This window comes from Dethiosulfatarculus sandiegensis (assembly GCF_000931935.2).
Classification (GTDB): domain Bacteria; phylum Desulfobacterota; class Desulfarculia; order Desulfarculales; family Desulfarculaceae; genus Dethiosulfatarculus; species Dethiosulfatarculus sandiegensis.
In genome coordinates, this window is the sequence record NZ_AZAC01000034.1 from 205,454 (window position 1) to 229,356 (window position 23,903).

Annotated in this window: 22 protein-coding genes; 13 read left to right on the plus strand and 9 right to left on the minus strand. The window is 53.7% G+C overall.

What is annotated here, in order from left to right; translation table 11 throughout:
* Positions 1-342: 342 nt before the first annotated feature.
* From X474_RS18425 to X474_RS18435, 3 genes are all read right to left on the minus strand, one after another.
* A complete protein-coding gene (locus tag X474_RS18425) occupies positions 343-1,191 on the minus strand; it encodes an ABC transporter permease (protein WP_044350971.1) in 849 nt (282 codons plus the stop codon).
* On the minus strand, positions 1,188-2,162 hold the full coding sequence (locus X474_RS18430) for an ABC transporter permease (RefSeq protein ID WP_044350972.1): 975 nt from the start codon (positions 2,160-2,162) through the stop codon (positions 1,188-1,190). Before X474_RS18430 ends, X474_RS18425 begins: the two co-directional genes overlap by 4 nt.
* Before the next feature lie 65 nt (positions 2,163-2,227).
* Entirely contained in the window at positions 2,228-3,943 is a 1,716-nt protein-coding gene (locus X474_RS18435; protein WP_082464491.1) for a peptide-binding protein, read from the minus strand.
* A gap of 371 nt (positions 3,944-4,314) precedes the next feature.
* Here X474_RS18435 and X474_RS18445 point away from each other — a divergent pair, with 371 nt between their 5' ends.
* The 8 genes from X474_RS18445 to X474_RS18485 all read left to right on the plus strand — a co-directional run bounded on the left by X474_RS18445 (position 4,315) and on the right by X474_RS18485 (position 10,677).
* The gene (locus X474_RS18445; protein ID WP_231688348.1) at positions 4,315-4,809 is read left to right on the plus strand and encodes a nitroreductase family protein; all 495 of its coding nucleotides are present in this window, start codon (positions 4,315-4,317) and stop codon (positions 4,807-4,809) included.
* A 66-nt stretch (positions 4,810-4,875) separates the two neighbouring features.
* On the plus strand, positions 4,876-5,304 hold the full coding sequence (locus X474_RS18450) for a hypothetical protein (RefSeq protein ID WP_052515388.1): 429 nt from the start codon (positions 4,876-4,878) through the stop codon (positions 5,302-5,304).
* A 101-nt stretch (positions 5,305-5,405) separates the two neighbouring features.
* Positions 5,406-6,617, plus strand: coding sequence for a bifunctional phosphopantothenoylcysteine decarboxylase/phosphopantothenate--cysteine ligase CoaBC (gene coaBC, locus X474_RS18455; RefSeq protein ID WP_044350976.1), 1,212 nt, complete (start codon positions 5,406-5,408; stop codon positions 6,615-6,617).
* A 3-nt stretch (positions 6,618-6,620) separates the two neighbouring features.
* Positions 6,621-7,298, plus strand: coding sequence for a uracil-DNA glycosylase (locus X474_RS18460; protein WP_052515389.1), 678 nt, complete (start codon positions 6,621-6,623; stop codon positions 7,296-7,298).
* 280 nt (positions 7,299-7,578) lie between these two features.
* The gene (locus tag X474_RS18470; protein ID WP_044350980.1) at positions 7,579-8,916 is read left to right on the plus strand and encodes an NfeD family protein; all 1,338 of its coding nucleotides are present in this window, start codon (positions 7,579-7,581) and stop codon (positions 8,914-8,916) included.
* A 2-nt stretch (positions 8,917-8,918) separates the two neighbouring features.
* A complete protein-coding gene (locus X474_RS18475; RefSeq protein ID WP_044350981.1) occupies positions 8,919-9,722 on the plus strand; it encodes a slipin family protein in 804 nt (267 codons plus the stop codon).
* A 68-nt stretch (positions 9,723-9,790) separates the two neighbouring features.
* Positions 9,791-10,114 carry a Rho termination factor N-terminal domain-containing protein gene (locus X474_RS18480; RefSeq protein WP_044350983.1) on the plus strand — a complete coding sequence of 108 codons (324 nt, stop codon included), beginning with the start codon at positions 9,791-9,793 and terminating at the stop codon, positions 10,112-10,114.
* Positions 10,115-10,116: 2 nt separating this feature from the next.
* The gene (locus X474_RS18485; protein WP_044350984.1) at positions 10,117-10,677 is read left to right on the plus strand and encodes an HDIG domain-containing metalloprotein; all 561 of its coding nucleotides are present in this window, start codon (positions 10,117-10,119) and stop codon (positions 10,675-10,677) included.
* 436 nt (positions 10,678-11,113) lie between these two features.
* Here the strand turns inward: X474_RS18485 and X474_RS18490 are convergent, their stop codons facing one another.
* From X474_RS18490 to X474_RS18515, 6 genes are all read right to left on the minus strand, one after another.
* Positions 11,114-12,181, minus strand: coding sequence for a uroporphyrinogen decarboxylase/cobalamine-independent methonine synthase family protein (locus X474_RS18490; RefSeq protein WP_044350985.1), 1,068 nt, complete (start codon positions 12,179-12,181; stop codon positions 11,114-11,116).
* Positions 12,174-12,731, minus strand: a complete 558-nt coding sequence (gene efp / locus X474_RS18495; protein ID WP_044351128.1) for an elongation factor P — start codon at positions 12,729-12,731, stop codon at positions 12,174-12,176. Before efp ends, X474_RS18490 begins: the two co-directional genes overlap by 8 nt.
* A gap of 49 nt (positions 12,732-12,780) precedes the next feature.
* Positions 12,781-13,392, minus strand: a complete 612-nt coding sequence (locus tag X474_RS18500; RefSeq protein ID WP_044350986.1) for a tetratricopeptide repeat protein — start codon at positions 13,390-13,392, stop codon at positions 12,781-12,783.
* A gap of 187 nt (positions 13,393-13,579) precedes the next feature.
* Positions 13,580-13,885: an FtsB family cell division protein gene (locus X474_RS18505; RefSeq protein ID WP_052515390.1), complete on the minus strand. Its 306-nt coding sequence runs from the start codon at positions 13,883-13,885 to the stop codon at positions 13,580-13,582.
* A gap of 133 nt (positions 13,886-14,018) precedes the next feature.
* Positions 14,019-15,185, minus strand: coding sequence for a geranylgeranyl reductase family protein (locus X474_RS18510; protein ID WP_197282184.1), 1,167 nt, complete (start codon positions 15,183-15,185; stop codon positions 14,019-14,021).
* 256 nt (positions 15,186-15,441) lie between these two features.
* On the minus strand, positions 15,442-15,792 hold the full coding sequence (locus X474_RS18515) for a cupin domain-containing protein (RefSeq protein WP_044350988.1): 351 nt from the start codon (positions 15,790-15,792) through the stop codon (positions 15,442-15,444).
* A 425-nt stretch (positions 15,793-16,217) separates the two neighbouring features.
* On the opposite strand from X474_RS18515, the gene X474_RS18520 reads away from it, so the two are divergent.
* The 5 genes from X474_RS18520 (at position 16,218) to X474_RS18540 (ending at position 23,716) form a co-directional block, all read left to right on the plus strand.
* A complete protein-coding gene (locus tag X474_RS18520) occupies positions 16,218-17,096 on the plus strand; it encodes a MurR/RpiR family transcriptional regulator (RefSeq protein ID WP_044350990.1) in 879 nt (292 codons plus the stop codon).
* A 312-nt stretch (positions 17,097-17,408) separates the two neighbouring features.
* On the plus strand, positions 17,409-19,565 hold the full coding sequence (locus tag X474_RS18525) for an acetate--CoA ligase family protein (RefSeq protein ID WP_044350991.1): 2,157 nt from the start codon (positions 17,409-17,411) through the stop codon (positions 19,563-19,565).
* 1 nt (position 19,566) lies between these two features.
* Complete coding sequence (locus X474_RS18530; RefSeq protein ID WP_044350992.1) at positions 19,567-20,331, plus strand: enoyl-CoA hydratase/isomerase family protein; 765 nt, start codon at positions 19,567-19,569, stop codon at positions 20,329-20,331.
* An 88-nt stretch (positions 20,332-20,419) separates the two neighbouring features.
* Positions 20,420-21,409, plus strand: coding sequence for a TAXI family TRAP transporter solute-binding subunit (locus X474_RS18535; RefSeq protein ID WP_052515391.1), 990 nt, complete (start codon positions 20,420-20,422; stop codon positions 21,407-21,409).
* Positions 21,410-21,613: 204 nt separating this feature from the next.
* Positions 21,614-23,716, plus strand: coding sequence for a TRAP transporter permease (locus tag X474_RS18540; RefSeq protein WP_044350993.1), 2,103 nt, complete (start codon positions 21,614-21,616; stop codon positions 23,714-23,716).
* Positions 23,717-23,903: the final 187 nt, after the last annotated feature.

A 23,903-nucleotide genomic window follows, 5' to 3' on the forward strand; every position in this document is an offset into this window, starting at 1 on the left:
CCCTGCCGTTTTCAATCCAAACTTGGTAGAATTTGAACTCCGCCAACTTTCTTTATTTTTATGTATTTTTAAAATAGAGCGTTTTAGCCCGTCGACCATGAAGCGTGCTAAAAATCGGTCCGGTGTCATCTCAGGCTGCTGACAAACAGCCTGAACGCGGGCCATGGACGGCCCACCGAATTGCGAGTCTTTCTTAAGACGAATAATTCTAGCCACTTGGCAAAATCGCATTTTTGCCAAGTGGCCTCTGACAAAGTCCAAGAGGACTTTGTCAGCAAGCTAAGATGACGGCAATTTTTAATTTTATCGCCGTCATCTGTGAATTCTTTTATGAAGCCTGTTTTAGTGGATTCTCGGGTCCAGAGCGTCCCTTATTCCTTCCCCCAAAAGGTTGTATCCCAAAACGGTTACCAGGATGGCAATCCCCGGGAAAAATGATAACCACCAGGCGATCTCGATGTTGGCCTTGCCCTGGGTGAGAATATTGCCCCAGCTCGCCTGGGGCGGCTGAACTCCCAGACCCAGGAAGGAAAGGCCGCTTTCCACCAATATGGCGCCGGCCACTCCCAGGGTCAGGGCCACCAAAACCGGGGAAAGGGCATTGGGCAAAATATGCCTGAAAATAATGCGGGAGTCCCCCGCCCCCAGGCTGCGGGCCGCAACCACATATTCTCGTTTTTTCAGGGTGAGGAATTCCGCCCGCACCAGCCTGGCCACGCCCATCCAACTTGTGAGCCCGATCACGGCCATGATGTTTACTATGCTGGGCTCCAAAAGCGCGATCACCGCCAGGATAAGGAAAAAGGTGGGGAAGCAAAGCATCATGTCGGTAAAGCGCATGATCGCGGTTTCCACCTTGCCTCCGTAATATCCGGCCAGGGCGCCCAAGACCACACCCACCAAGGTGGCGATGCCGGCCGAGACAAAACCGACCTGCAGGCTTACCTGGCTGCCGTAAACCATGCGGCTGAAAACATCGCGTCCCAGCTCATCGGTGCCGAAAAGGTGTTCCGCGGAAGGCGGCAGCAAAATGGCGTCCACATTGATCTGGTTCGGTGGGTAGGGCGCAAACCAGGGAGCGGCCAGGGCCACCAGAAACAGCCCCAGCACCACAAAGGACCCGGCCACGGCCAGTCGGTTAGAGGCAAAGCGCCTGCCAAAACCGTCTTTAGGGCTGATTGTCCCGCTCATGAGGTCCTCACTCTCGGGTCTGTGGCTGCGTAGCTCACATCAGCCAGAAGGTTGCCCAAAAGGGTGAGCACCGCTCCTATCACCAGTCCGCCCATGACCAGGGGATAGTCCCTGGCCATCACCGCGTCGTAAAACAGTTTTCCCATGCCCGGTATGGCAAAGATGGACTCGAATATAACCGAGCCGCCGATCAAGGCGGGCAGGCTGAGCCCTAAGATGGTTATCACCGGCATAAGGGCGTTTCTAAGGGCGTGAGAATATATCACCACCCTTTCGGTGAGCCCCTTGGCACGGGCTGTGGTGATGTAATCCTGGCGGATTACCTCCAGCATGTTGGCCCTCATGTAGCGGCTCATGCTGGCCAGGCTGCCAAAGGCCGAGAGCAGAACCGGCAAAAACAGATGCCTGGCATAGTCCATCAGCTGGCCCATAAAGGTCAATTGATCGTGATTAATGGATTTAATGCCGCTTATCGGCAGCCAGCCCAGTTGCACCCCAAAAAGGATCATGGCCAAAAGGGCCAGCCAGAAGGAGGGGGTGGCAAACCCCACAAATACGAAAAGAGTGGTGGCTTGGTCAAAGGGCGATCCCCGGTGGGTGGCCGAGTAGATCCCTATGGGAATGGCTATCACCAATACCAAAACCAGGCTCAGGGCGTTTATGGTGACGGTTATGGGAATGCGGCTCACAATCTTATCCAGCACCGGCTGGCCGTCCGGCGCAAAGCTGCGGCCGAAATCCAGCACAGCCATGCGCTTAAGCCAGTTCCAGTATTGGATATGCACAGGCTTGTCCAGGCCGTAGAGCTTGGTCAGCCTTTCTTTTGCTATTTCGCTCATCTTAGGGTTCAGATCAGTGGCCAGGTCAGTGGGCGAGCCGGGGGCCAGATGCATGATCATGAAGCTGATAAAGGTGATCCCCAAAAGCATGGGTATCATGCCTAAAAGGCGTTTGGCAAAGAAAAGGATCATTTAACTCCTCGGACTGGATGGTTGACTACTTTTTTTGGTTTTTGGCCGCTGTTTTCATCTTCACCTCAGGGCAGCAGTTTTACGCCCTGCCTGTCTTTGGGCACAAACCAGCGGATAAAGTTGTAACTGATACCGGCCGGTTCAGGATGAATATTGTAAAAACGGCTGTTCACAATAGGCAGGGCATAGGTGTCGTATAAAAAGGTATATGGCTGGTCTCTGGCCAGTATCTCCTGGGCCTTGTCGTAGATGGCCTTTCTTTCGGCCTGATCAAAGGTGAGTCTGCCCCGGGTGAGCAGCTCGTCCAGTTCCGGGCATTTGTAGCTGACAAAGTTGAGCCCGCCTGGTTTGGCGTTTTCCGAGTGCCATACATCGTAAAGATCCGGGTCCGGTGTAATGGTCCAGGCGAGTATGGTGGCCTCAAACCTTCCCTTATCAATGAATTCCTTGATAAAAGAGGCCCATTCAATAACCCTGATCTGCACTTTTATGCCAATGGCGGCCAGGCGTTGCTGGATAATGATGCCCGAGTTGGCCCTGTAGGGGTTGCCCTGGTTGGTTATGATGGTGAATTCAAAAGGCTGGCCGTTTTTATCTAAAATGCCGTCGTTATCCGTGTCTTTCCAGCCAGCTTCGGCCAGAAGCTGAAGCGCCTTTTTGGGATTGTATTTATATTTCGACACATTGGGGTTGTACCAGTAGGTGCCCGGTTTGTAAGGGGAAACAGCAGGCTGACCCATGCCTAAAAGCACACCTTTTATGATTTCTTTTTTGTTTATGGCGTGGGTAAGGGCCCGCCTCACCCTTACATCCTTGAACTTGGAGTCTTTAAGGTTGTAGGCCAGATAGACATAGGAAGATGCGAGATACTTGAACTTGTTAAAGTTTTTCTTGAAGAATGCATTATTGGTCTGGCGTTGGTACTGCAAGGCCGTAAGCCCCATCTGGTCAATACCTCCGGCCCTGAGTTCCAGGAACAGGGTGGCCATGTCGGGAATCACCCTGAAGGTGATTTTATCCAAATGAGCCCTGCCTTCAAAATAGTCCTTAAAAACCTTTAACGTTATGCGGCTGCCCTGTTGCCAGGAGTCAAAGCGGTAGGGGCCCGTGCCTATGGGGTTTCGGTTAAGCGGGCTTTCGCGGATGTCCTTTCCCTTTAACAGATGGCTCGGAAGCTGGGGCATACCCCAGGAGGCCAGACCAGGAGCAAACACCTCGCCATAGGTGACCTTAAAGGTGTAGGGATCGGGCGCTTCGGCTTTTTTGACCTTTAAATAATCCCCTGCATAGGGCGTAGGGGTCTTGGGGTCCACCATGAATTCATAGCTGAACATGGCGTCTTTGGAGGTGTATTCATGGCCGTCGTGGAATTTCACCCCTTTTTTGAGGTGAAAGGTTATGGAAAGGCCGTCCGGGCTGATCTCCCAGGACTCCGCCAGATCGCCGACGAGTTTAAGGTCCTTATCGTATTTAACCAGCCCGTTGTAAAGGTATCTCTGCACATCGCTGCTGGCCGTGTCGCTGGTTATGCGCGGAATAAGGCTGGTTGCGTCGCCTATGCTGCCAAAAACAATGGAGCCGCCGTCAACCGGTTGCCCCTGGGCCAGGGCCGCTCCAGGTAAATTGCAAAATAGAAAAAGCAGAATAAGGGCAATGAGAAGTTTACCCGGTTTTCGGTGTGGGGAAGGGGCCTCGCCTCGGGCTGGGTCCGCGTTAAGGCCCTGGGAATCGAGACTCCGTAAAAACGAAGAGTTTTCTTTGCTTTGTTTTATGCTGATCATGGCCCGCTATTTGGTTTGAATTTTAATTTGCCTTGTAAACATGCCCAGTTTAGTCAAGCTGAGCCATTCAGGCAAGGAGTTTGGCTTTCTTGACTGGCATAAAAGCATAAGCTAGACTCTCCGATGAAAAGATGATAAACGCCCGACAATCCGCTTGGTTTTAAGGATTAAACCCCAAAGCGGCTTTTTTGAAGGGATCGTTTTCAAATTTTCGGCGGAATCCGGTTGAATCCGATTTTGCCGAGTTTATGAGGTGAGGTGTAAAATATTTCTCCTGTCTCACCAGGGTCTGGCCATGGGGTTGGGCCGCCAAGGGGAGCGGGAATAAAAGCCAAAAGAAAGGCAGGAAAGCGTTGGACCCCAAGGAGTTGTTGGAACTGATAAAAACCCGTCACAGCGTACGCCGGTTCACAGACCGGTCCGTGGATGACGAGCTTTTGGGCCAAATCCTCGAGGCCGGACGTTGGGCGCCCAGCGGCAAAAACAACCAGTCCTGGCGTTTTGTGGTGATAAGGGATCAGGCCCTGAAACTTAAGATCGCGGAACTGACCGCCTCAGGCAGGATCATCAAAGACGCACCGGTGGTAATGCCGGTTTTTATTCACGAGCCTTCCATGTATGACCAGACCAAGGATCACCAGTCCATTGGGGCCTGCCTGGAGAATATGTTGATCATGGCCCATGGCGCAGGCCTGGGCGCGGTCTGGCTCGGTGAAATCCTTAAAAACGCAAAATCTGTGCGGGAGCTGTTGAACCTGGGGGAAGAGTACAGAATGATGGCCGTGCTGGCCCTGGGCTGGCCCATGGGCGAGGTTAAGTATCCCCCCAGAAAAACCGTGGACGAGTTGGTTCTGGCCCGTTATTAAGGCAAAATTGATAAAAAGATGCGCTGAACCGGATTTTGGTGCACACCTTTTGGCAGGAGATTTGTCATGAGAAAAATAAAAACCATTCTTCCTTTGCTGCTTTTGGCATCTCTTTTGGCCGGTTGCCAGATGGCGGGCTTTAATCAACAGCCCACAGGCGCTCAATCGGCCAAGGCCCCGGTCTCCAAGTATTATGACTTTGACGATGTTCAGGTCCCTTCGGGTATGAATATGATCCAGGATCGCTCCATGATCTTCAGGGTCGGGGATTTCAAGGCCGGTGTGCTGACCTTCCAGGACAGGGTGGACAGCGTAAGCCTGATTAATTTTTACATGAGCGCCATGGCCAGGGATAATTGGGTGTTGAAGGGGTCTTTTAAATCCACCACTTCAGCGCTTTTCTTTGCCAAAAAAGGCAAGACCTGCGTGGTTCAGATAACCGAGGGCTCCCTGGACACCACTTTGGAAATATGGGTGGCCCCCACCATGCAGTGATTCTGAAAAGGGTCTGGTGAGATTTTTGGGCAAAAAGGCTCGGGACAACCTAAGGGCCGGTTTGCTTTGGCGGACTTTATCCGGCAAAAAGTGAAAGATAAATGACACGGAAGACAATAGGCACCAATGTGCTTTTAGGGGTGACCGGAGGAATAGCCGCCTACAAGGCCGCTCAACTGGCTTCCACCCTGACCAAGGAAGGTCTCATGGTCAGGGTGGTTATGACCAAAGGAGCGGAGAACTTTGTAGGGCCGCTCACCTTTGCCTCTGTCACCGGAAACCCTGTGGCCGGAAACATGTTTGATCCCGCCCAGGAAGTGACCATAGGCCACATCGAACTGGCCAGGTGGGCGGATATTATCGTGGTGGCCCCGGCCACTGCCAACTTCCTGGCCAAGGCGGGCGCGGGCATGGCCGATGATCTGCTCACCACCGTGCTTTTGGCGGCCCGTTGTCCTTTGCTTTTGGCTCCGGCCATGAATCCCCAAATGTATACCCACCCAGCGGTCAAGAAAAACCTCGAGGTTTTGGTGAAGCGGGGGGCTTTGGTGGCGGGCCCGGCCAGCGGGCGCACCGCCTGCGGCGAAGAGGGACCCGGCCGCATGACCGAGCCTGACGAAATAGCCGAGCTGGTCAGGAAAAATCTGGCTCCCCAGGATCTGGCGGGAGTCAGGATTGTAGTCACAGCGGGCCCCACCAGGGAGCACATGGACCCGGTGCGCTATATCTCAAACCCCAGCACCGGTAGGATGGGCCTGGAAATTGCCCGATCGGCCTGGCTCAGGGGGGCTTCCGTGACCCTTGTCTTGGGTCCCACCGCATTGGAAGCCCCTTTGGGTGTGAACGTGCGGCGCGTCACCACCGCCCAGGAAATGTATGAGGCTACAGTTGAAGCAGCGGCTGATGCCCATGCCGTCATCAAGGCGGCCGCGGTCAGTGATTTCGCACCCAAGGATTGTGTCACCTACAAGGTTAAAAAAGAAGACGGCGCAGGCCAGGCCTGTTCCTTTATTTCCACTCCGGATATTCTCGCCGCTTTGGGTAAAGAGAAAAAGGATCGCATATTGATTGGTTTCGCAGCCGAAACCGAAGACGTTATTAAAAACGGAAGAAGCAAGCTTGAACGCAAAAACCTGGATATGCTGGTGGCAAACGATATCAGCGCCCCGGATTCCGGGTTCGCCGTGACCACCAACCAGGTTCATTTCATCACCAGGGAGGCAGAGCCCCAGGCCCTGCCTTTGATGAGCAAGGCGGATGTGGCCTGGCGCATCCTGGACAAGTTGAGCGAGCTGAAAAAAGGACGTTTTTGATAAGTGGATCTAAGACTTGAAATAGCCGCCTTAAGGGAAAACCTGGCCTGCCGAAAAAGGCTGGGCCTGGGCCTGGTTCAAGGCGGGGAAAAGGATTTGGATCTGCTTTTAGACTCCCTTCTGGCCAAGGGCTGCGATGACTTGGGGCTTGAGTCCCTTGAGGCCGGAATGGGACAATGTAATAGGTGCCCCTTGGGCGCGGCCAGGAAAAACCTGGTCTTTGGCAGGGGGCGGGAAAAGGCCCGGATTTTTTTGATAAGCGGTCCGCCGGGCGCCCTGGAAGATGAAAATGGTCTTCCCCTGGCCGGAGACGAGGGCCTTCTCATAGCAAACATGCTTAAAGTGCCCGGCCTTGGGTTGGAACAGGTTTACGCCTCCAATCTGGTGAAATGCCGTCCCCCCCGGGGGATGGAGGTTGATGCCGAATCAGCCAAGACCTGCCTTGGTTTCCTTGACAGGCAGATCAAGGCTGTTGATCCGGGTTTGATCGTGATCTTGGGCGCTTTTGCGGCCCGGATTTTGTTGTCTGTTGATTTTTCCCTGGAAGAGCTGCGCGGCAAGGTGCATGACTACCAGGGGATAAAGACCATAGTAACCTTTCAGCCAGGAGATCTTTTGCATGAACCGCGGAAAAAGGCGGCGGCTTATCAGGATCTCAAATTTATCGCCGGGCTTTTGTGACAGCTTTTTAAAAAGCTGTGTAATTAATTGCCCCCCATCTCATAAGCGTTAAAAGGCCTTTTTTAAAATAACCCGGAGAACGGTTGAGGCCTGCATCCCGACTTGCCGATAGTTTTTTTAATTGCCCGTAAAAAGCCGCTTTAGATTTCATTGTTGTTTCAACCGTTTTAAATACCCTGAAACCCGGGCTGGACATAGAAACCCACTTGACCTAACCTGATCGGAAAGGGCGTCGGTTTTTCCATTTGGCCGCATTCACCCTTAACGCAAGGGAAAGACCATGAAAAAGCTAGGGCTGATCCTTTTTACGGCGGCGTGCCTGCTTGGTTTGGGAAGCCTGGCCTCCCTGGCGGTTTCCCCGGGCGGTGACGGCCCTGTTTGGGTTATAAATCTGGCTGACACCATTAATCCCGGCAGCGAACAGTTTCTTATCCAGAGCCTTGACAAGGCGGAAAAGGATAACGCCTGCCTGGTGGTGATACAAATTGATACTCCGGGCGGTCTGGCCGACTCCATGCGTCACATGGTGCAGGCCATAATAAAGTCCCGGGTTCCGGTGGCCGTGTTTGTGGCTCCGGCCGGGGCCAGGGCCACCAGCGCGGGGGCCTTTATAGTCTTGGCGGGCCATGTCTCGGCCATGGCGCCGGCCACGCACCTCGGCGCGGCCAGCCCGGTGGGGGCAGGGGGCAGCGACATCAAGGGAACCATGGCCAAGAAGGCCAAGAGCGATCTCGCGGCCTTGATAACCAGCCTGGCCAAAAGAAAGGGAGTGGACCCTGAACTGGCCAAGGAGATGGTCACAGAGGCCAGGAGCTTTGACGCGGTAAAGGCCAAAGAGGCAGGGCTGGTGGACCTTCTGGCCCGTGATGTAGACGACCTGCTCAAGGCCCTGGAAGGGCGCACTGTTGCCACCGGCCTCGGCAAAATCACCATAAGCACCAAGGGCAAAGGGCTTAAGGTCCATGAACCGGGATTAAGGGACAAGATCCTCTCCGCCCTGGCCAATCCCAACCTGGCCTATATCCTGTTAATGATCGGCCTTGGCGGCCTTTATTTTGAGCTGAGCCATCCGGGCACCATTTTGCCCGGCGTGGTCGGGGCCTTGTGCCTGATCTTGGCCTTTTTCGCCTTGAGCGCCTTGCCGGTCTCCTTTGCGGGCATGGCCCTTATCGGCCTTTCCGTGGTGCTGTTTATCGCTGAAATAAAGATAACCAGCTATGGCCTGCTCTCCGTGGCCGGGGCCATATCCCTTTTGCTTGGCTCCCTGATGTTGTTTGAGACAGGCGACGCGGGCGCTCTGGTCGGCATTTCCCTTACTGTTTTGATCCCCACAGTAGCCGCAACCATTGTTTTCTTTGCCTCCCTGGCCTATCTGGCCGGCAAGGCCCAGATGACCAAAAGCATAACCGGCATGGAGGGTCTGGTGGGAGAAAAGGGAGTTGTCACCAGCCCGGGCAAGGTTAGGATTATGGGGGAACTTTGGCGGGCCAGGGGCACTGAGGGGCTGGAACCAGACCGGGTGGTGAAGGTTGTGGGACATGAGGGCCTGGACCTTCAGGTGGTCCCTTATGATTCAGTGGTCTTTGAAGATAAGAACAATTCACCTGACAAGGAGTGATCATGGGCTTTTTGGAAGGATTCTTAGCCGCTGTGGCCAGCTTTCTGGGGGGGCTCACGCCGGTTGTGGTGTTGGCCATATTATTCCTCATAGCCGCTCTTAAGGTTCTCAGGGAGTATGAGCGCGGGGTTATTTTTCGCCTGGGCAGGGTGATCAAGGCCAAGGGGCCGGGACTCATCATCCTGATTCCCCTTATTGACCGCATTGTCAAGGTGAGCCTGCGCACCGTGGCCATGGACGTGGCTCCGCAGGATGTGATAACCAGGGACAATGTCTCGGTAAAGGTGAACGCGGTTATCTATTTCCGGGTTATGGAGCCCATAAAGGCGGTGGTGCAGGTGGAGGATTACCTCTATGCCACCAGCCAGCTGGCCCAGACCACCCTGCGTTCGGTCTGCGGGCAGGTGGAGCTGGACGAGTTGCTCTCGGAAAGGGATAAGATAAATAATCAGCTCCAGGAGATACTCGACACCCACACAGACGCCTGGGGCATCAAGGTGAGCACCGTGGAGGTGAAACACATCGATCTTCCGGCTGAAATGCAAAGGGCCATGGCCGCCCAGGCCGAGGCGGAGCGTGAGAGAAGGGCCAAGATCATAAATGCGGAAGGTGAATTCCAGGCGGCCGAGCGTCTGGCCCAGGCGGCGGAGATTATTGCCAAACACCCGCAGGCCCTGCAATTGAGGTATCTGCAGACCTTGCGCGAGGTTGCGGCTGAAAATAACTCAACCACCCTGTTCCCTTTGCCGATTGATATGATCAGGCCTTTTTTGAAAGACCTTGCAGGTAAGGCGGAAAACGAGTAAACTGCGATTTTTAAATGTATAAAACCCGTGGCGCTTAAAAGCAAAACAGATAAAGACAAGGAACGATCATGGCTGAAAATGAAAAACCCCTGGAGAAAATGACCGCCAAAGAACTGCGCGAGGTAGCCTTGGCTGAAGGCGGTATTGTCGGCGTTCATGGTATGAACAAGGCCGAGTTGATCGCGGCCATCAAGGAATCCCGCGGCATTGAGGATGAGGGCGGCAAAAAGGTCGACGCCGGAGCCATCCGCGCCCTGAAAAAGGAAATGGCCGAACTGAAAGCCGAGCGGGATAAACTTCGCGAAGAGGGCGATGATAAAAAGGTGGAAGCTCTGCGCCGTCGTCTCTCCAAGATGAAGAAAAAGACTCGCCGCCTGGCCAAGGCAGGTTAGTCATGGACTACCTGGAGGCCAGGGCGCTCATGGAGCGCCATCTTTTGGATGCCAGTATGCGCAAGCACAGCCTGGCCTCTGGGGCTGTCTTGCGGGCTCTTGCCCGCCGCTTGGGAAAAGACGAGGAAAAGTGGGCAGTGGCCGGGGTGCTGCACGACCTGGATTATGAAAAGGCCGGCAAAGACGGCCAGATGGACAAGCACGGTCTTTTAACGGTGGAAATGCTTGAGCCCTACGGGCTTTCCGAAGACGTGCTGGATGCCATCAAGGCCCACAATGCGGAAAACCTGGGTGTTGAGCGCAAAACAGACCTTGATCTGGCGCTTACCTGCGGAGAGACCGTCACCGGACTGGTGGTGGCAACCGCCCTGGTTTATCCGGATAAAAAACTCGCCAGCGTAAAACCCAAGAGCATTACCAAACGCATGAAGCAAACCGCCTTTGCCAGAAGCGTAAACAGGGATCATATCCGTCTCTGTGAAAAGCTGGACATCCCCTTGTCCGAGTTTGCAGATTTGGCCCTAAACGCCATGCGGGAGATTTCAGACGACCTGGGATTATAAGGCATAAAGGCCCTTACACGGCCTGTAAATTGGTAGTGTTAAAAAGGCGCGCCGTTTTTAAGCGGAGCGCCTTTTTTCAGGCTGTTGCAAACAGCCTGAATGCGGGCCAAGGATTACACCCCTAGAATCGGAGATTTTGGGGACCCCTTAGCCACCCCTAGAATCGGAGATTTTGGGGACCTCTAGTCACCCCTAAAATCAGAGATTTTGGGGACCTCTAGTCACCCCTAAAATCAGAGATTTTGGGGACCCCGGGGAGAGGGGAGAGGGGAGAGGGCCCGCCGAATTGCAAGTCCTTTCTTAAGGCGAGTAATTCGAGCCACCGGCCATAATCCAAGTTTTTTGCCTGATGGCGGGCAGAGAAGGGCTTTGCCGGAAAAAAAGCGCACCCCGGTTACCCAGGGCGCGCTTTTTAATGAGCCTTGTCTTTTTTATATCAGGCGGCGTATCCCGCTCTGGCCAAGCGGCTCACCTCGGCGGTCAGCTCCAATATGCGGGCTGCCTTTTCTTCATTCAAAGAGCCCATGCCGCAAGCCGGGGTCACCAAGGCCTGAGAAGCCAAAACCTCTTTGGCGATTCCCTTGGCTTCAAGCCCCTCTAAAAGACCCTTTAAATGAGCCCACAGACCTTCTCCTGTTTCGTCACCCCTGAACTCCGCGGTGGGCACGGCACCCCAGGCCACGGCTCCGCCTTTTTCCAAAAGGCCTTTGACCGCCTCGGGATAGAGCAGAAGGTTTTCGCCATATCCGGCTGAATCCAGGTTGATGACATCAAACCCGGCCTCGATCAGCATACCCCAGTCGGTATTGCCGCAGCAATGCACGCCCATCACCGGTGTCTTGGCTGCCCTGGTCCTGGCTTCTTCCAGGGTGTAACCCAGAAGCTCGATCACCTTTTCCCGGCTGATGGGGGTGAAGGCGGAGCCAAAGCCGGAGAGGAAAGGCTCGTCAATAAAGACCATCAAGGGCCTTTCAAGCTCACCCAAAAGATCCGCCTGGGCGGCCGCCGCCGCACCCAGACCACGGGCCACCGCTTCGGCCATTTCATCGTCGTAAAGGATGGACTTTTCATCCCGCCCCATAACAGAGGCAGATAAGGTCAAGGGGCCGGTCACATGACCCTTCAACCAGGGGAAGTTCTCACTGCCTGCCGCCCTGATTTGGTCCATGAATAAATAAAGCCCCTTGGCCTCTTCCTCATGCAGGACAAAATCATTAAGCTCAGCCCCGAAAAGCCTTTCGTAAAACCCGGCCAAGGCCTCTTCCCGGGAGATTCCGGGGTGGGCCTTTAACTCGCGGGTTTCAGTGGCGGCTTCCACCAAGGGCCTCAAGGCCGAGGCAAACTGCAGGTTCATGTCCTCCAAGGGCCCCAGTTTGGAAAGCTGCGGCCAGTAAGGCATTTCCTTGAGTTCGCCCTGGACTTTGGCAACAGCCTTAACCGGATCGCTGTGCGGTAAAGAGCCAATACCAGTGGCTGTAAAATTGGGTGCGAAGTTGTTAGGCACGTTCCAAATACTCTCCAGTGCGGGTGTCTATCTTCAATACTTCACCCTCTTCAATGAAAAGGGGCACCTGCACCACATGGCCTGTTTCCAGGGTGGCGGGTTTGGAGGCACCGGTGGCTGTGTCGCCTTTGACACCGGGCTCTGTGCTGGTCACGGTCAGCTCCATGGTTATGGGCAGTTCCGCGCCAATGGGTTTGCCGTTGTGGAAAAGAACCATCAGGTCGGTGTTTTCCTTCATGAACGGAATCACGTCAGAGAGATGCTCACCCGCGATGAAAATTTGATCATAGGTTTGGTTGTCCATGAAGACGTATTGCTCGCCATCCTGATAAAGGTACTGCACGTTCATCTCTTCAAGGTCCGGTTTGTCCACCTTTGCTCCGGAGCGGAAGGTCTGCTCCAGCACCTGGCCCGTCTCAAGGTTTTTCAGCTTGGTGCGTACAAAAGCGCCGCCCTTGCCGGGTTTTACGTGCTGAAACTCAACGATGGTAAAGGGCTTTCCGTCAATTTCAATTTTAAGCCCTTTTCTGAATTCGGCAGTACTAAACATATTGTTCGATTCTTCCCTTATTGAAAAAAGTTTTTGAAATAATCCCGGATTAAGCGCCCGCTCTTTTGCGGGCCGCTTTTTTAAAGGCATCCAGGCTGTCCAGCAGACCTTTTTGATAGATATCCCGGCCGGCGGGTTCAGCCTCCGGCGGCTCTTTTATCTCAGGTTCTTCGGTCTGCATTTGTTTATAAACCCGGGCCGCTTCCTTCAGCCTTCCCCTGGCAGCCTGAATCTCATTCGTGCTCATGGCCTTGGACGCGGCTTTGGCAGGCTCTTTGCCTATGAAGCCATGGGCCAACGCTTCATAGACTTCCAGAGCCTTGGATGCCTGTGCGCCTGAACCCTGTTCTTCCAGGAGTTCTCCCAGGTTTTTGAATACATCGGCATGGGCGGCGATTTCATTTGCCGCCGCCATATATTGGGCCAGAGCTCCTTGGGAATCTCCTGTCTCTTCCAGAATGGAGGCCAAAAGCCCCCTGGCCTGAATCAGGGTCGGGTGCATGACCAGGCCTTTTTGCAGAACCTGGGCAGCCTCGTCCAAGCGTCCGGTTGTGCGATAGGCATCGGCCAGTTTTAAAAAAAGCAATGACCCCGGGTTGTCCGCCACCCAGGCTTCCAAGAGGAAGAGTTCAGAGCCTTTTTGATCTTTTGTGTCAGCCATTAAGGGCCTCTCCCTTGCTAGACGGCTTATATACTGTTTATTACCGGATTTAAGGCATATCTGCGATTTTTATTGACCGTTTTTCACGCCCGGTTTACCGGGAAATGGCTATCTGGGCACATTACTATTCTTTTAGCGGTCACAGGGCTAATACCTACAGATAAATCAAATGGTTGTCAGGCAAAACTTAGGGGGCGCCCCTTTCTTCTCGGTGCAGGGGCCTTTGATAAACCACTTCACCGGGCCTTACCATGTTCATTTCATCACGGCAGGCCTTTTCCAGGGCTTGCGGGTTGTTTCTGAGCCTGATGACATTCTGGTAAAGAAGTCTGTTTTTTTCGGCCAGCATCTGGTTTGTCTGCTGTATCTGCTTGAGTCTGGCCTTTACTTCCAAATATTCCTGGGCTCCCCGAAATACGGCTACACCAGAGAATATCAAGACCCCAAATACCAGTATGGGCCACCAAATGGCTGGTTGCCTGAACTGGGTCAATAAAACCCCCTTTAAAAGATTCGCGGCCCTTCTGAATCCGTGGGCGAGTTTTAGTCTTTTTTTGCCCTGGGCTAATTGCGAACCTTTTGATCCGGTGATCCCTTTTTGCGCCTTTTATCAGCGGTTAAGGATATTAATTCAGCCTCTTACTATAGTAGCCCCCCGGCGAGCGGTCAAGAGATGGTTTGAATCCGAGAATCTTGCCCAGGATATGGCCCCAAAGGGTTTTGTGGGTGATCTCGCCCCGTAGAAGTTTGAAGCCGGTCTCCAGGCTGCCGGGGTGTCGGCGAGCCAGGCCATGGGCTTTTGCCGGCAGGTTGTAAATCAGCCCGGCCAGCATCCTGGCATGGGCGTGTTCCCTTAAAAGTCCCTTTTTTATCGAAGTCTTGTAATAATCGGCCTTGCCTTTCAACACCGCCTCTGCGGCAAGGCGTCCGCTTAGCATGGCCTGGCCGATTCCTTCTCCCAAAAAAGGATCAGCCAAAGAGGCCGCATCCCCGGTTAAAAGGATGTTGCCCCGGCTAAGTAAAGGCGTCTTCCGATCAGGGCAGGGTATTACAGCTCCCCTGAACCTCTGGGGCGTTTCAAGGCCATAGCTTTGTGCAAAGGCGGCCAGGCAGGTCTGCAGGTTTTTTTGTGGGGGCAGTTTATCCAGCCTTCTGGTGGCAACGCCAAAGTTTACGGTTTCTCCCCTTTGAAATATCCAACCGTAACCAAGGGGAATGGCGCCCAGGTCAATCAAGGCCGTTCCCCGGCTTAATAATTCAGTGACTTTTTTACTAGCCTTGGTTTCGCAGACCAGGGCCTTGTAGGTGAATGAACTTGCATTCCCTAAATTAAACTTCTTTTTAAGGGCAAGAGAGCTTCCCGAGGCGTCCACCAGCCAGGAACACCGGAAATCTCCCTTGGTGGTGCGGATCTGGTATTTACTTTTGACTTGCCTGAGGGATTTTAGCCTGGCGTTTAATATCTCAACTCCCCCGGCCTTAACTTTTGGAACCAGGTGGTTATCCAGAAGATTTCTGTCCACCAAAACCGCGCCGAATTTTTTAGTTTGCCAGAATACCGGGATTTTCCCCTGCCAGTTAAGGCAGAGCCTGTTTACCTGGTGATCCTCAAACCACTTGGGCTTTCCGAACCAGTCGAAAAGCCACGACCACCTCATTGATATACATCCGCCGCAGGGTTTTTTCGCCCCCGAGTCCAGGGCCAGCACCCTGGCTCCGGCCCTGGTCAGTTCCGTTGCCGCGCCTGCTCCAGCCGGTCCCAGGCCGGCTACTATTACATCGTATTCTTCCATCAGCTTCGAATCGTTATTGGTTTGTAATTTTGGCGGGGGTGAGGAAACAGTCCGTGTGGGTGAATCCTTTTTGACCCCCCCCATTCATATTATCTATAATTCCGTGATGACAGACAAGTTGCTTTACAGCGGAAAAAGGGGGTGGGGGTGGTTTTTTATAGGGATGCGGCGGTGGGGTTGAAAAAAATGAAATAAGCCTGTCTCGGCCGTTTATCCGGCCGAGACAGGCTTATTGCCTTGGCATATGGGAAAAGGCTTACAGCTCGGGAGCGCCTTTGGGGATGGCACAGGCAAAGACCAGGAGATCCTGGCCTTTGTTTCTAAGCTGATGCTCGGTGCCGCCGGGAATAAAGATCACTGAACCCGGGGCGATTTCCTGCCATTCGGAACCGTTCCAGACTTCGCCTTTGCCCGCATGTACAAAGACCTGATGCTCGTAAGGATGGCTGTGCAGGGCGCTGTGTCCTTCGGGGCTTAGCTCAAAGACCCTGAGGCAGAAGCTGGTATCGCCGTCAGCCTGACCGATAACCACCCGGCCCACTGCTCCCTTGGCCAGATCACTGGGGTATTCTGTTCCAGGCACATCCTTGTAGTTGATCAACTTCATGCTAAAACTCCGTTTCGCTTGTTTTCGGCGGCATAAGCCGCGGTTTTTGTTACTCAAGTATTTTTAACTGTGAACCGGTAGAGCAGATTATACCACTTAAAACCGTCGGTGACTTGCATCTGAAACCCGAGGCGGTTTTTGATCCTTTGGTGTTAAGCTTTATTTGTCTTGGAATGTATATAGATTACGCTTACCTCATTATATGATTCGGCGTTTCATTTTTATAGCGCAGAAACTTTAAATCTAAAGGGTTATTATTACCGACTTGTACGCTTGTTGCTGTTTTTTTCTAACTGATTAACAATAGTTTAAAAATAAGAAAAATACATATTTTTTTATTGCTTGGTTGACACGGCTTTTTTCAATGTAGTAATTATTACATATAAAAAATATCTAAGTAATAAAAAGAATGGTTCAGGTTTTACATGCTGCATCCGGATGTTCTTTTTGCCAAAGGCCCTGTTCGGCTGACTCGGACTCAAATACGGGTTACGGATTTTTTTCTGGCCAATACCGAACAGGCGCTTTTCATGACTGCGGCCCAGGTCGGCAGGGAGCTGGGGGTCAGCGACGCCACTGTGGTGCGGGTGGCCCAGGCGCTTGGCTTCAATGGCCTCACCCAGCTCAAGGATCACCTGCGCAAGCAATTGATCTCCCGGCTGGATACGGTGAGCCGCATGGAAGACACCAAAGGGAGAATCCGTTCAGTCAAGGATATCCTGCCCGCTGTTATGAATTCCGATCTGACCAATCTGGAGCAGACCATTAAAACCACCTCCCTTAGTGCCTTTGAAGAGGTGGTGAATGTATTGAGCCGGGCCGAGTCGATTCATATCCTTGGCTTAAGATCGGCCCATTCCCTGGCCCATTTTTTTTACAGCGCCCTGCGCAACCTGGGGCACAGGCCTACCTTAATGAGCCCAGGCATAGGCTATTTCTGGTCCGATATCAAAAATTTACATTCCGGTTCGGTTCTGATTGCCTTTTCTTTTCCCCGTTATACCAAACTCACCCTGGAGGCGGTGGAAGAAGCCAAAAAAACCAGTGTAACCGTAGTGAGTATTACAGACAGCGCCTATTCCCCCTTGGCCCTTTTGTCCGACCATGTCTTGCCCGCGTCATTCAGCATGGATTCCTTTATGGAGTCTTTTGTGGCCGCTTTAAGCCTTTTAAATGCATTGGTAACGGCCCTGGCCTATATGGAAGGGGATGAATCCATGCGCAGGCTCGGCAACCTGGAGAAAATGTGGCGTCAAAAAGGGGTTTATTTTCAGGACGCCGAATCCGAGAAGGATCGGGATTGACTTTTTAAAAGAGGCCGCTTTCATGCGGTTTTGCCCGGAGCGAAATACTACTAATATTTAGAATAATATTAGTGCACAGATAATTAGAAGCAATGGTCTTGAGCTGACAAATCGGCAAACTGGAATATTTTGCCGATTTGTCGGGGCCACGACAAACCGCCGGGAAGGTTTTCGCGGTCTTTAGAAGAGGCGGGCGGAGTGCTTATCGGTAAAAAACCGACGAGTGCCTTTGACAAAAGGAATTTTGCCCATGTTGTCGGGAAATGGACAACCAAATTCAACACCACGCTTTTAAGCAAGGAGACTTGAAGGATGCAGGCGAACGCTCATCCCTTGAGTGCAATCTTCAACCCCGGAGGCATTGCCGTGGTTGGAGCATCGGAGGTTCCGGGAAAAGCCGCGGAAAGGCGAACCAGAAGCCTTTTCCAGGGAGGTTATTCCGGAGATATCTATCTAATTAATCCCAAGCGCGACCGTCTTTTTGATCAAAAAGCCTATCCGTCCCTGGATAAGATTGACGGTAAAATCGACTTGGCCATGATAGTGATTCCCGGAAGGTTTATTCCCGATGCCGTGGCCCAGGCCGCGGCCAAGGGAGCCAAGGGCGCGGTTATCATTACCGCGGGCCTCGGAGAAACCGGCCCGGAGGGCAAGGCCATTGAAGCCAAAATAATGGAAGTGGCCGAAGAAACCGGCATAAACATAATCGGGCCCAACTGCTCGGGGATGTTTTCCGCCACGGGCAGGATGAACCTTTTGGGTATTCCGGGCCTTCAAAAAGGCAAGCTTTCCGTTCTGGCCCAAAGCGGCAACATCATCGACTCATTGAGTCATTTTGCCCACAGCCGGGGCAGGGGATTCAGCCGCATCATAAGCTCGGGCAACGCCATTGGGGTGCGGTTCCACGATTACATCGACTACCTGGCCTCGGATGACGACACGGACGTCATCATGCTCTACCTGGAGAGCATCAAGTTCGGTGACGAGATGGTGAAGGTCTGCCGCCGGGCGGTTAAGAAAAAGCCCATTATCGCCTTGAAGGTGGGGCGCAGTACAGCCGGGCAAAGGGCCAGCGCCTCACACACCGGCGCCTTGGCCGCAGACGACGCCATTGTGGAAGACGCCTTTAAACAGGCGGGCATCTTAAGGGTCAACAACGTGGACGAGATGTTTGACTTGGCCGAATGCTTCTTGGATGCGCCAGTGCCCAGGGGAAACAGGGTCTGCATACTCTCCGAAGGCGGTGGGGACAACTCTGTTGCCGCGGACAATGCCGAGCGCTGGGGCCTTGAGGTGCCGGTTTTGAGTGAAGAACGCCAGGAGCAGATCAAAACCTACCTGCTTGCGGGCATGCCTGCCCACAATCCCATTGACTACGGGGGAACCGCCGAGGAGAATCCGGACATGATCGCCAAGTGCGTGGACCTGGTCATGCAGGATGATTCCGTGGATTCGGTTTACATCACGGGATTTTTCGGCGGGTTCAAGGACATAATCGCAGAACATGTCGGGGAGCTGGAGACCAAGGCCTCCGAGGATATGGCCGCCATGGTCAAAAAGTACCAAAAACCCCTTTTGGTGCACACCAGCTTTGCCAGGCAGGATTACGAGGCCGTAAAGGCCTTGCGCAAGGGCGGCATCCCGGTGCTCGAATCCAGCGACCGTACGGCCCAGTGCCTGTCGGCGCTGGCCCATCAGGCCGCCAACCGGTGCAAAAAAGAGGCGGAAGTTAAATACAGCCCAAACCCCGGGGCCGGGAAAAAGGCAAAAGAACTTTTTGCCCAAGTTTGGGCCGAGGGCCGCAATAACCTCCTGGAGCCGGAGGCCCATGAACTTCTAAAGGCCTACGGCTTTGTCATGCCGCCTTTTGCCTTGGCAGGGACAAAGGAAGAGGCCCTTTCCCTGGCAGAAAAGATGGGCTCTTATCCCTTGGCCGCCAAAATCGTAAGTCCGGCCATAATTCACAAGTCGGATTCCGGCGGAGTTCTTTTAAACCTAAAAGACGCACAAGAGACGGCCAAGGCCTTTGACTCCATTTTAGAGGCGGCGCTTAAGGTTGCGGACCGGAACCAGATAAAGGGAGTCATGCTCTCGCCCATGGCCGAATCCGGCCAGGAATGCATTTTCGGCATGATCAAGGACGCCAATTTCGGGCCGGTTCTCATGTTTGGCCTGGGAGGGGTTTACGTGGAGGTGCTGAAAGACGTATCCTTTGGAGTGGCTCCTGTTTACGACGAAGACGTAAGTCGCATGGTTCGGTCCATCAAGGGTTATCCCCTGCTTAAGGGAGTGCGTGGCCAGGCGGCCAAGGATGTGGCGGCGGTGGAAGACCTTCTGCACCGCCTCTCGGCCCTGGTCCTGGATAACCCGGAGATCAAGGAGATCGACCTCAACCCGGTTTTGGTTCACACCTCTGGGATGAGTATCGTTGATGCCAGGATCATTCTGGATGAGGCAAAGGAGTCCTGATATGCCCGAACCAACTGTTATCTACGAGAAAAAAGATTACTGCGCGGTTATCACCTTGAATCGACCCAAGGTGCTTAACGCCATGAATAAGCAGCTCTGGGAAGAGCTGAACCAGGCCTTTATCAATGCCCGCGACGACGGTGACATCAAGGTTGTCATCCTCACCGGCTGCGGCAGGGCCTTTTCCACCGGTGCGGACCTCAAGGACTCCAAAGGAAGATCCTTGGCCAAGTACCGGGAATACATCACCTATCTCCAGGAAATTTCCAGGTTCATAATCCGTTTTGAAAAGCCAACCATAGCCGCGGTCAACGGCTACGCCCTGGGCAGCGGATATGAGTTGGCCCTGGCCTGCGATTTAAGGATCGCGGCTGAGAACGCCACCTTTGGCTCGCCCGAAGCCAAGGTCTCCAGCTCGGTGACCGGCGGGGCCATGCGGCTCTTGCCGCTTTTGGTGGGGCCGGGCAAGGCCAAGGAACTGCTTTTCACCAGCGAATTCATAAAGGGTGCCGAAGCGGCCCGTATCGGCCTGGTGAATCAGGTGGTGGCAGATGACAAACTCATGGACGCGGCCTTTGAGCTGGCCGCCAAGATAGCCCCCAATTCGGCTTTTTCCATAAAGCTGATCAAAAAAGGTATCGATATGGCTCCGGAGGTCAGCATGGAGGCCTTGATGGACTATGAAGTCGAGGCTTGCCTGGCCACGGTTTCCGCGCCGGAGCGCGTCGATGCGCTGGATGATTTTTCCAAACGGAAAAAGGAGTGAGCATAGAAAAGGCTAGTCAAAGAGCGGCTTGAAAGGGCCGAGCTCGTAAACAGGTAACGGGTCCAACGTTTTCTAGGAGGAGAGATCTATGAAAAAGTTTGGTGTATTGATGTTGGTTATGGCCTTTGCGGCCACCTGCCTGGTGCTTGCGGACACCCAGTCCGCCCAGGCCCGGACCAAATATGTGACCATCGGCACCGGCGGCGTCACCGGGGTTTATTATCCCACCGGCGGCGCTATCTCCAAGATCGTCAACAAAAAGCGCAAAGAGTACAACTTGCGTGTGACGGTTGAATCCACGGGTGGATCAGTCTTTAACGTCAACGCGATCATGGCCGGCGACCTTGAGTTCGGCGTGGTCCAGTCCGACCGTCAGTACCAGGCCTGGAACGGCCTGGCCGAGTGGAAAGACAAGGGACCCCAGAAGAAACTGCGGGCCGTGTTCACCATTCACCCCGAGACCTTTTTCCTGTGCGCCTCTGAAAACAGCGGCATCAAGAGCGTGCCCGACTGCAAGGGCAAGGCCATTGCAGTGGGCAACCCCGGTTCCGGCCAGAGGCAGAACTTCATTGACATCCTGAAAGAATACGGCATGAGTCATAAGGACTTCGCCCGGGCCGAGGGCCTCAAGGCGGCCGAGAGTGGCAAGATGCTGCAGGACGGCAGGGTGGATGCCTTTATCTACACCGTGGGCAACCCGGCAGGCCTGTTCAAGGAAGCCACCGCGGGCAGGATCAAGACCCGTTTTGTGGGTATGGATGACGACAAGCTGAACAGCCTGATCAAAAAGTACCCCTACTACGTCAAGGCCAAGATTCCGATTGAGTTCTATCCCCAGGCCCTGAACAAAAAAGACGTCCCCACCTTTGCGGTGAAGGCCACTTTTGTGACCAGCGCCGATGTTCCCGATGACGTGGTTTACGCCATTACCAAGGAAGTCTTTGAAAACTTTAAAGACTTCAAAAAACTGCACGAGGCCTACAAGCACCTGACCAAAAAGGAGATGCTTGAAGGTATGTCCGCGCCGATTCACCCGGGCGCCATGAAGTACTACAAGGAAGCCGGTTTGATGAAATAAAGTCGACCCTGGGCCGGAAGGCTGAAAAATAGCCTTCCGGCCCGGTTCCCCTCTCTAGAGGCGGTTTTGCCTTTGGGCAAAAAGCGTCCCGAAACCAGTATAAGCCGGTTCTGTGAGCTTTAACCGCAAAAGGCCCTCACATTTATCAAAGCTAAGTGGGCGGCCCCATTGTCTCATGAGCTGGGTAAGGAAAAAGGAGCAACCATGCCTGACAAGAGCCCCCGGGAACCGGTTGAAGGGCTTGAGACCCAGGAGGACCAGGGCGCAAAGCAGGCCCAGAAGTTGGTGGAGGAGGCGGAAATTGGCTCCCGAGTGCCAACCGGCTGGCAGGCCTGGGTGATACCGGTCATTGCCGCTGCCTGGTCCATTTACCAGATGCTTTTGCCGCAGGTGCTTCTGCTGGAAGCGGTTTATATCCGGGCCATTCACCTGGCTTTTGCCATCATCCTGGTCTATTTGAGTTATCCTCTTTTTAAAAAGCGCGAAGTAACGGGGCTTTTTTCTTTTTTAAGCGATAAAACCAAAATCACCTGGCTGGATTTTCTATTGGCGGGTGTGGCGGGCCTTTGCGCCCTTTACATTGCCCTGGATTATGAAAATATAGCCACAAGGCAGGGTTTGCCTACCACCAGGGATATTGTGGTGGGTGTGATTTTGATCGTGCTGCTTTTGGAGGCGGCCAGAAGGTCACTGGGACCTGCCCTCACCATAGTGGCCAGCGTGTTTATTTTATATTCCTTTTTCGGGCCTTATATGCCCGATGTGATTGCCTTTAAAGGCGTGAGCTTTTCCCGTTTCATGTCCCAGCAGACGATCAGCACCGAGGGTATATTCGGGATTCCTTTGGATGTGTCTGCCACTATTGTGTTTTTGTTTGTGCTTCTGGGCTCCATGATGGAAAAAGCCGGAGGCGGCCGCTATTTTGTGGACCTGGCCTTCAGCATGCTCGGCACCTTCAAGGGCGGCCCGGCCAAGGCCGCGGTTCTGGCCTCGGGTTTGACCGGCATGGTCTCGGGCTCTTCCATTGCCAACGTGGTCACCACAGGCACCTTTACCATCCCCTTGATGAAATCCGTGGGCTATCCCGCTAAAAAAGCCGCCGCAGTGGAGGTGGCAGCCTCCACCAATGGCCAGCTGATGCCGCCCATCATGGGCGCGGCCGCCTTTATCATCGCCGAGTACTGCAACCTGCCCTACATAGAGGTGGTCAAGGCCGCCTTTGTGCCTGCGGTGATAAGTTACATTGCCCTTTTCTACATCACCCACCTGGAGGCCGGTAAACTGGGCCTGCACGGGGTGCCTCGGGTGGATCTGCCACCCTTTCTAAAGACTTTAATGGAGGGTATACATTTTCTGATTCCCTTGATCGTGTTGATCTACGAGCTTATGTGGCTGCGCCACAGCCCCCAGTTGGCCGCTTATAACGCCATTTTGATCCTGGCTGCCCTGATTGTCATCAAGTGCCAGGTCATGGCCAGGAGAGAAGGCAAGGATTGGGTCTGGGGCATTAAGGTGGCTCTGGTCACCATCTGGGAATCTTTAGTGGCCGGCGGCCGCAACATGATGGGCATCGGTGTGGCGGTGAGTGCCGCGGGCATCATCGTGGGCGTTGTAACCATGGGGCTCGGCGGACTCATCACCGAGGTGGTGGATGTGATCTCAGGCGGAAACCTGTATCTGCTTCTGATCATAACAGCCGTTGCCTGCCTGCTTTTGGGCATGGGGCTTCCCACCACGGCCAACTATATTGTCATGGCCTCTTTGACCGCCAAGGTGATAACCGAGCTGGCTCCGGATGCCGGGCTTGAGGTTCACCTGATCAGCGCTCATTTGTTTGTGTTCTTCTTCGGCATATTGGCGGACGACACCCCACCGGTGGGGTTGGCGGCTTATGCCGCTGCTGCCATAGCCAAGTCAGACCCCATCCCAACCGGCGTGCAGGGCTTTATGTATGATATCCGCACGGCCATTTTGCCCTTTATGTTTATCTTCAATGAGCGTCTGCTCTTGATTGGGGTGCATACCTGGCTGGAGGCGATCTGGATTTTCATAACGGGAGTTCTGGCCATGTTCGCCTTTGCCTGTGCAACCCAGGGATATTTCATAGCCAGAAACAAGTGGTATGAAGGCGTGGTCTTTTTGTTGATTACCTTCATGATTCTGAGGCCGGAAGGCTCCGCTTCTCTGGTTGGCATAAATGAGATTAGCCCTGACCTGGTGATCAGTATGGGTATTGTGGTCTATGGCCTTATGTGGGTTTTACAAAGGCCCAGGCAAAAGGCTGATCAGGCGGCCCTGGCTGCCTAGCCGGCTTTAAGTGTAATCAGATAAATAAAGACAAGATCTTTTCAGTAAGTTATCGCCCCGGCTTAATCAGGCCGGGGCGATTTTTTGTTTTTGAAAGGGCTGGTCTGCTGAGGTTTTAATTTGCTTCATAACCCAGGGAGCAGTTGGTTTGTTCTGGCTTTTTACCCTTGCCTGCTGCTAGGCTGGG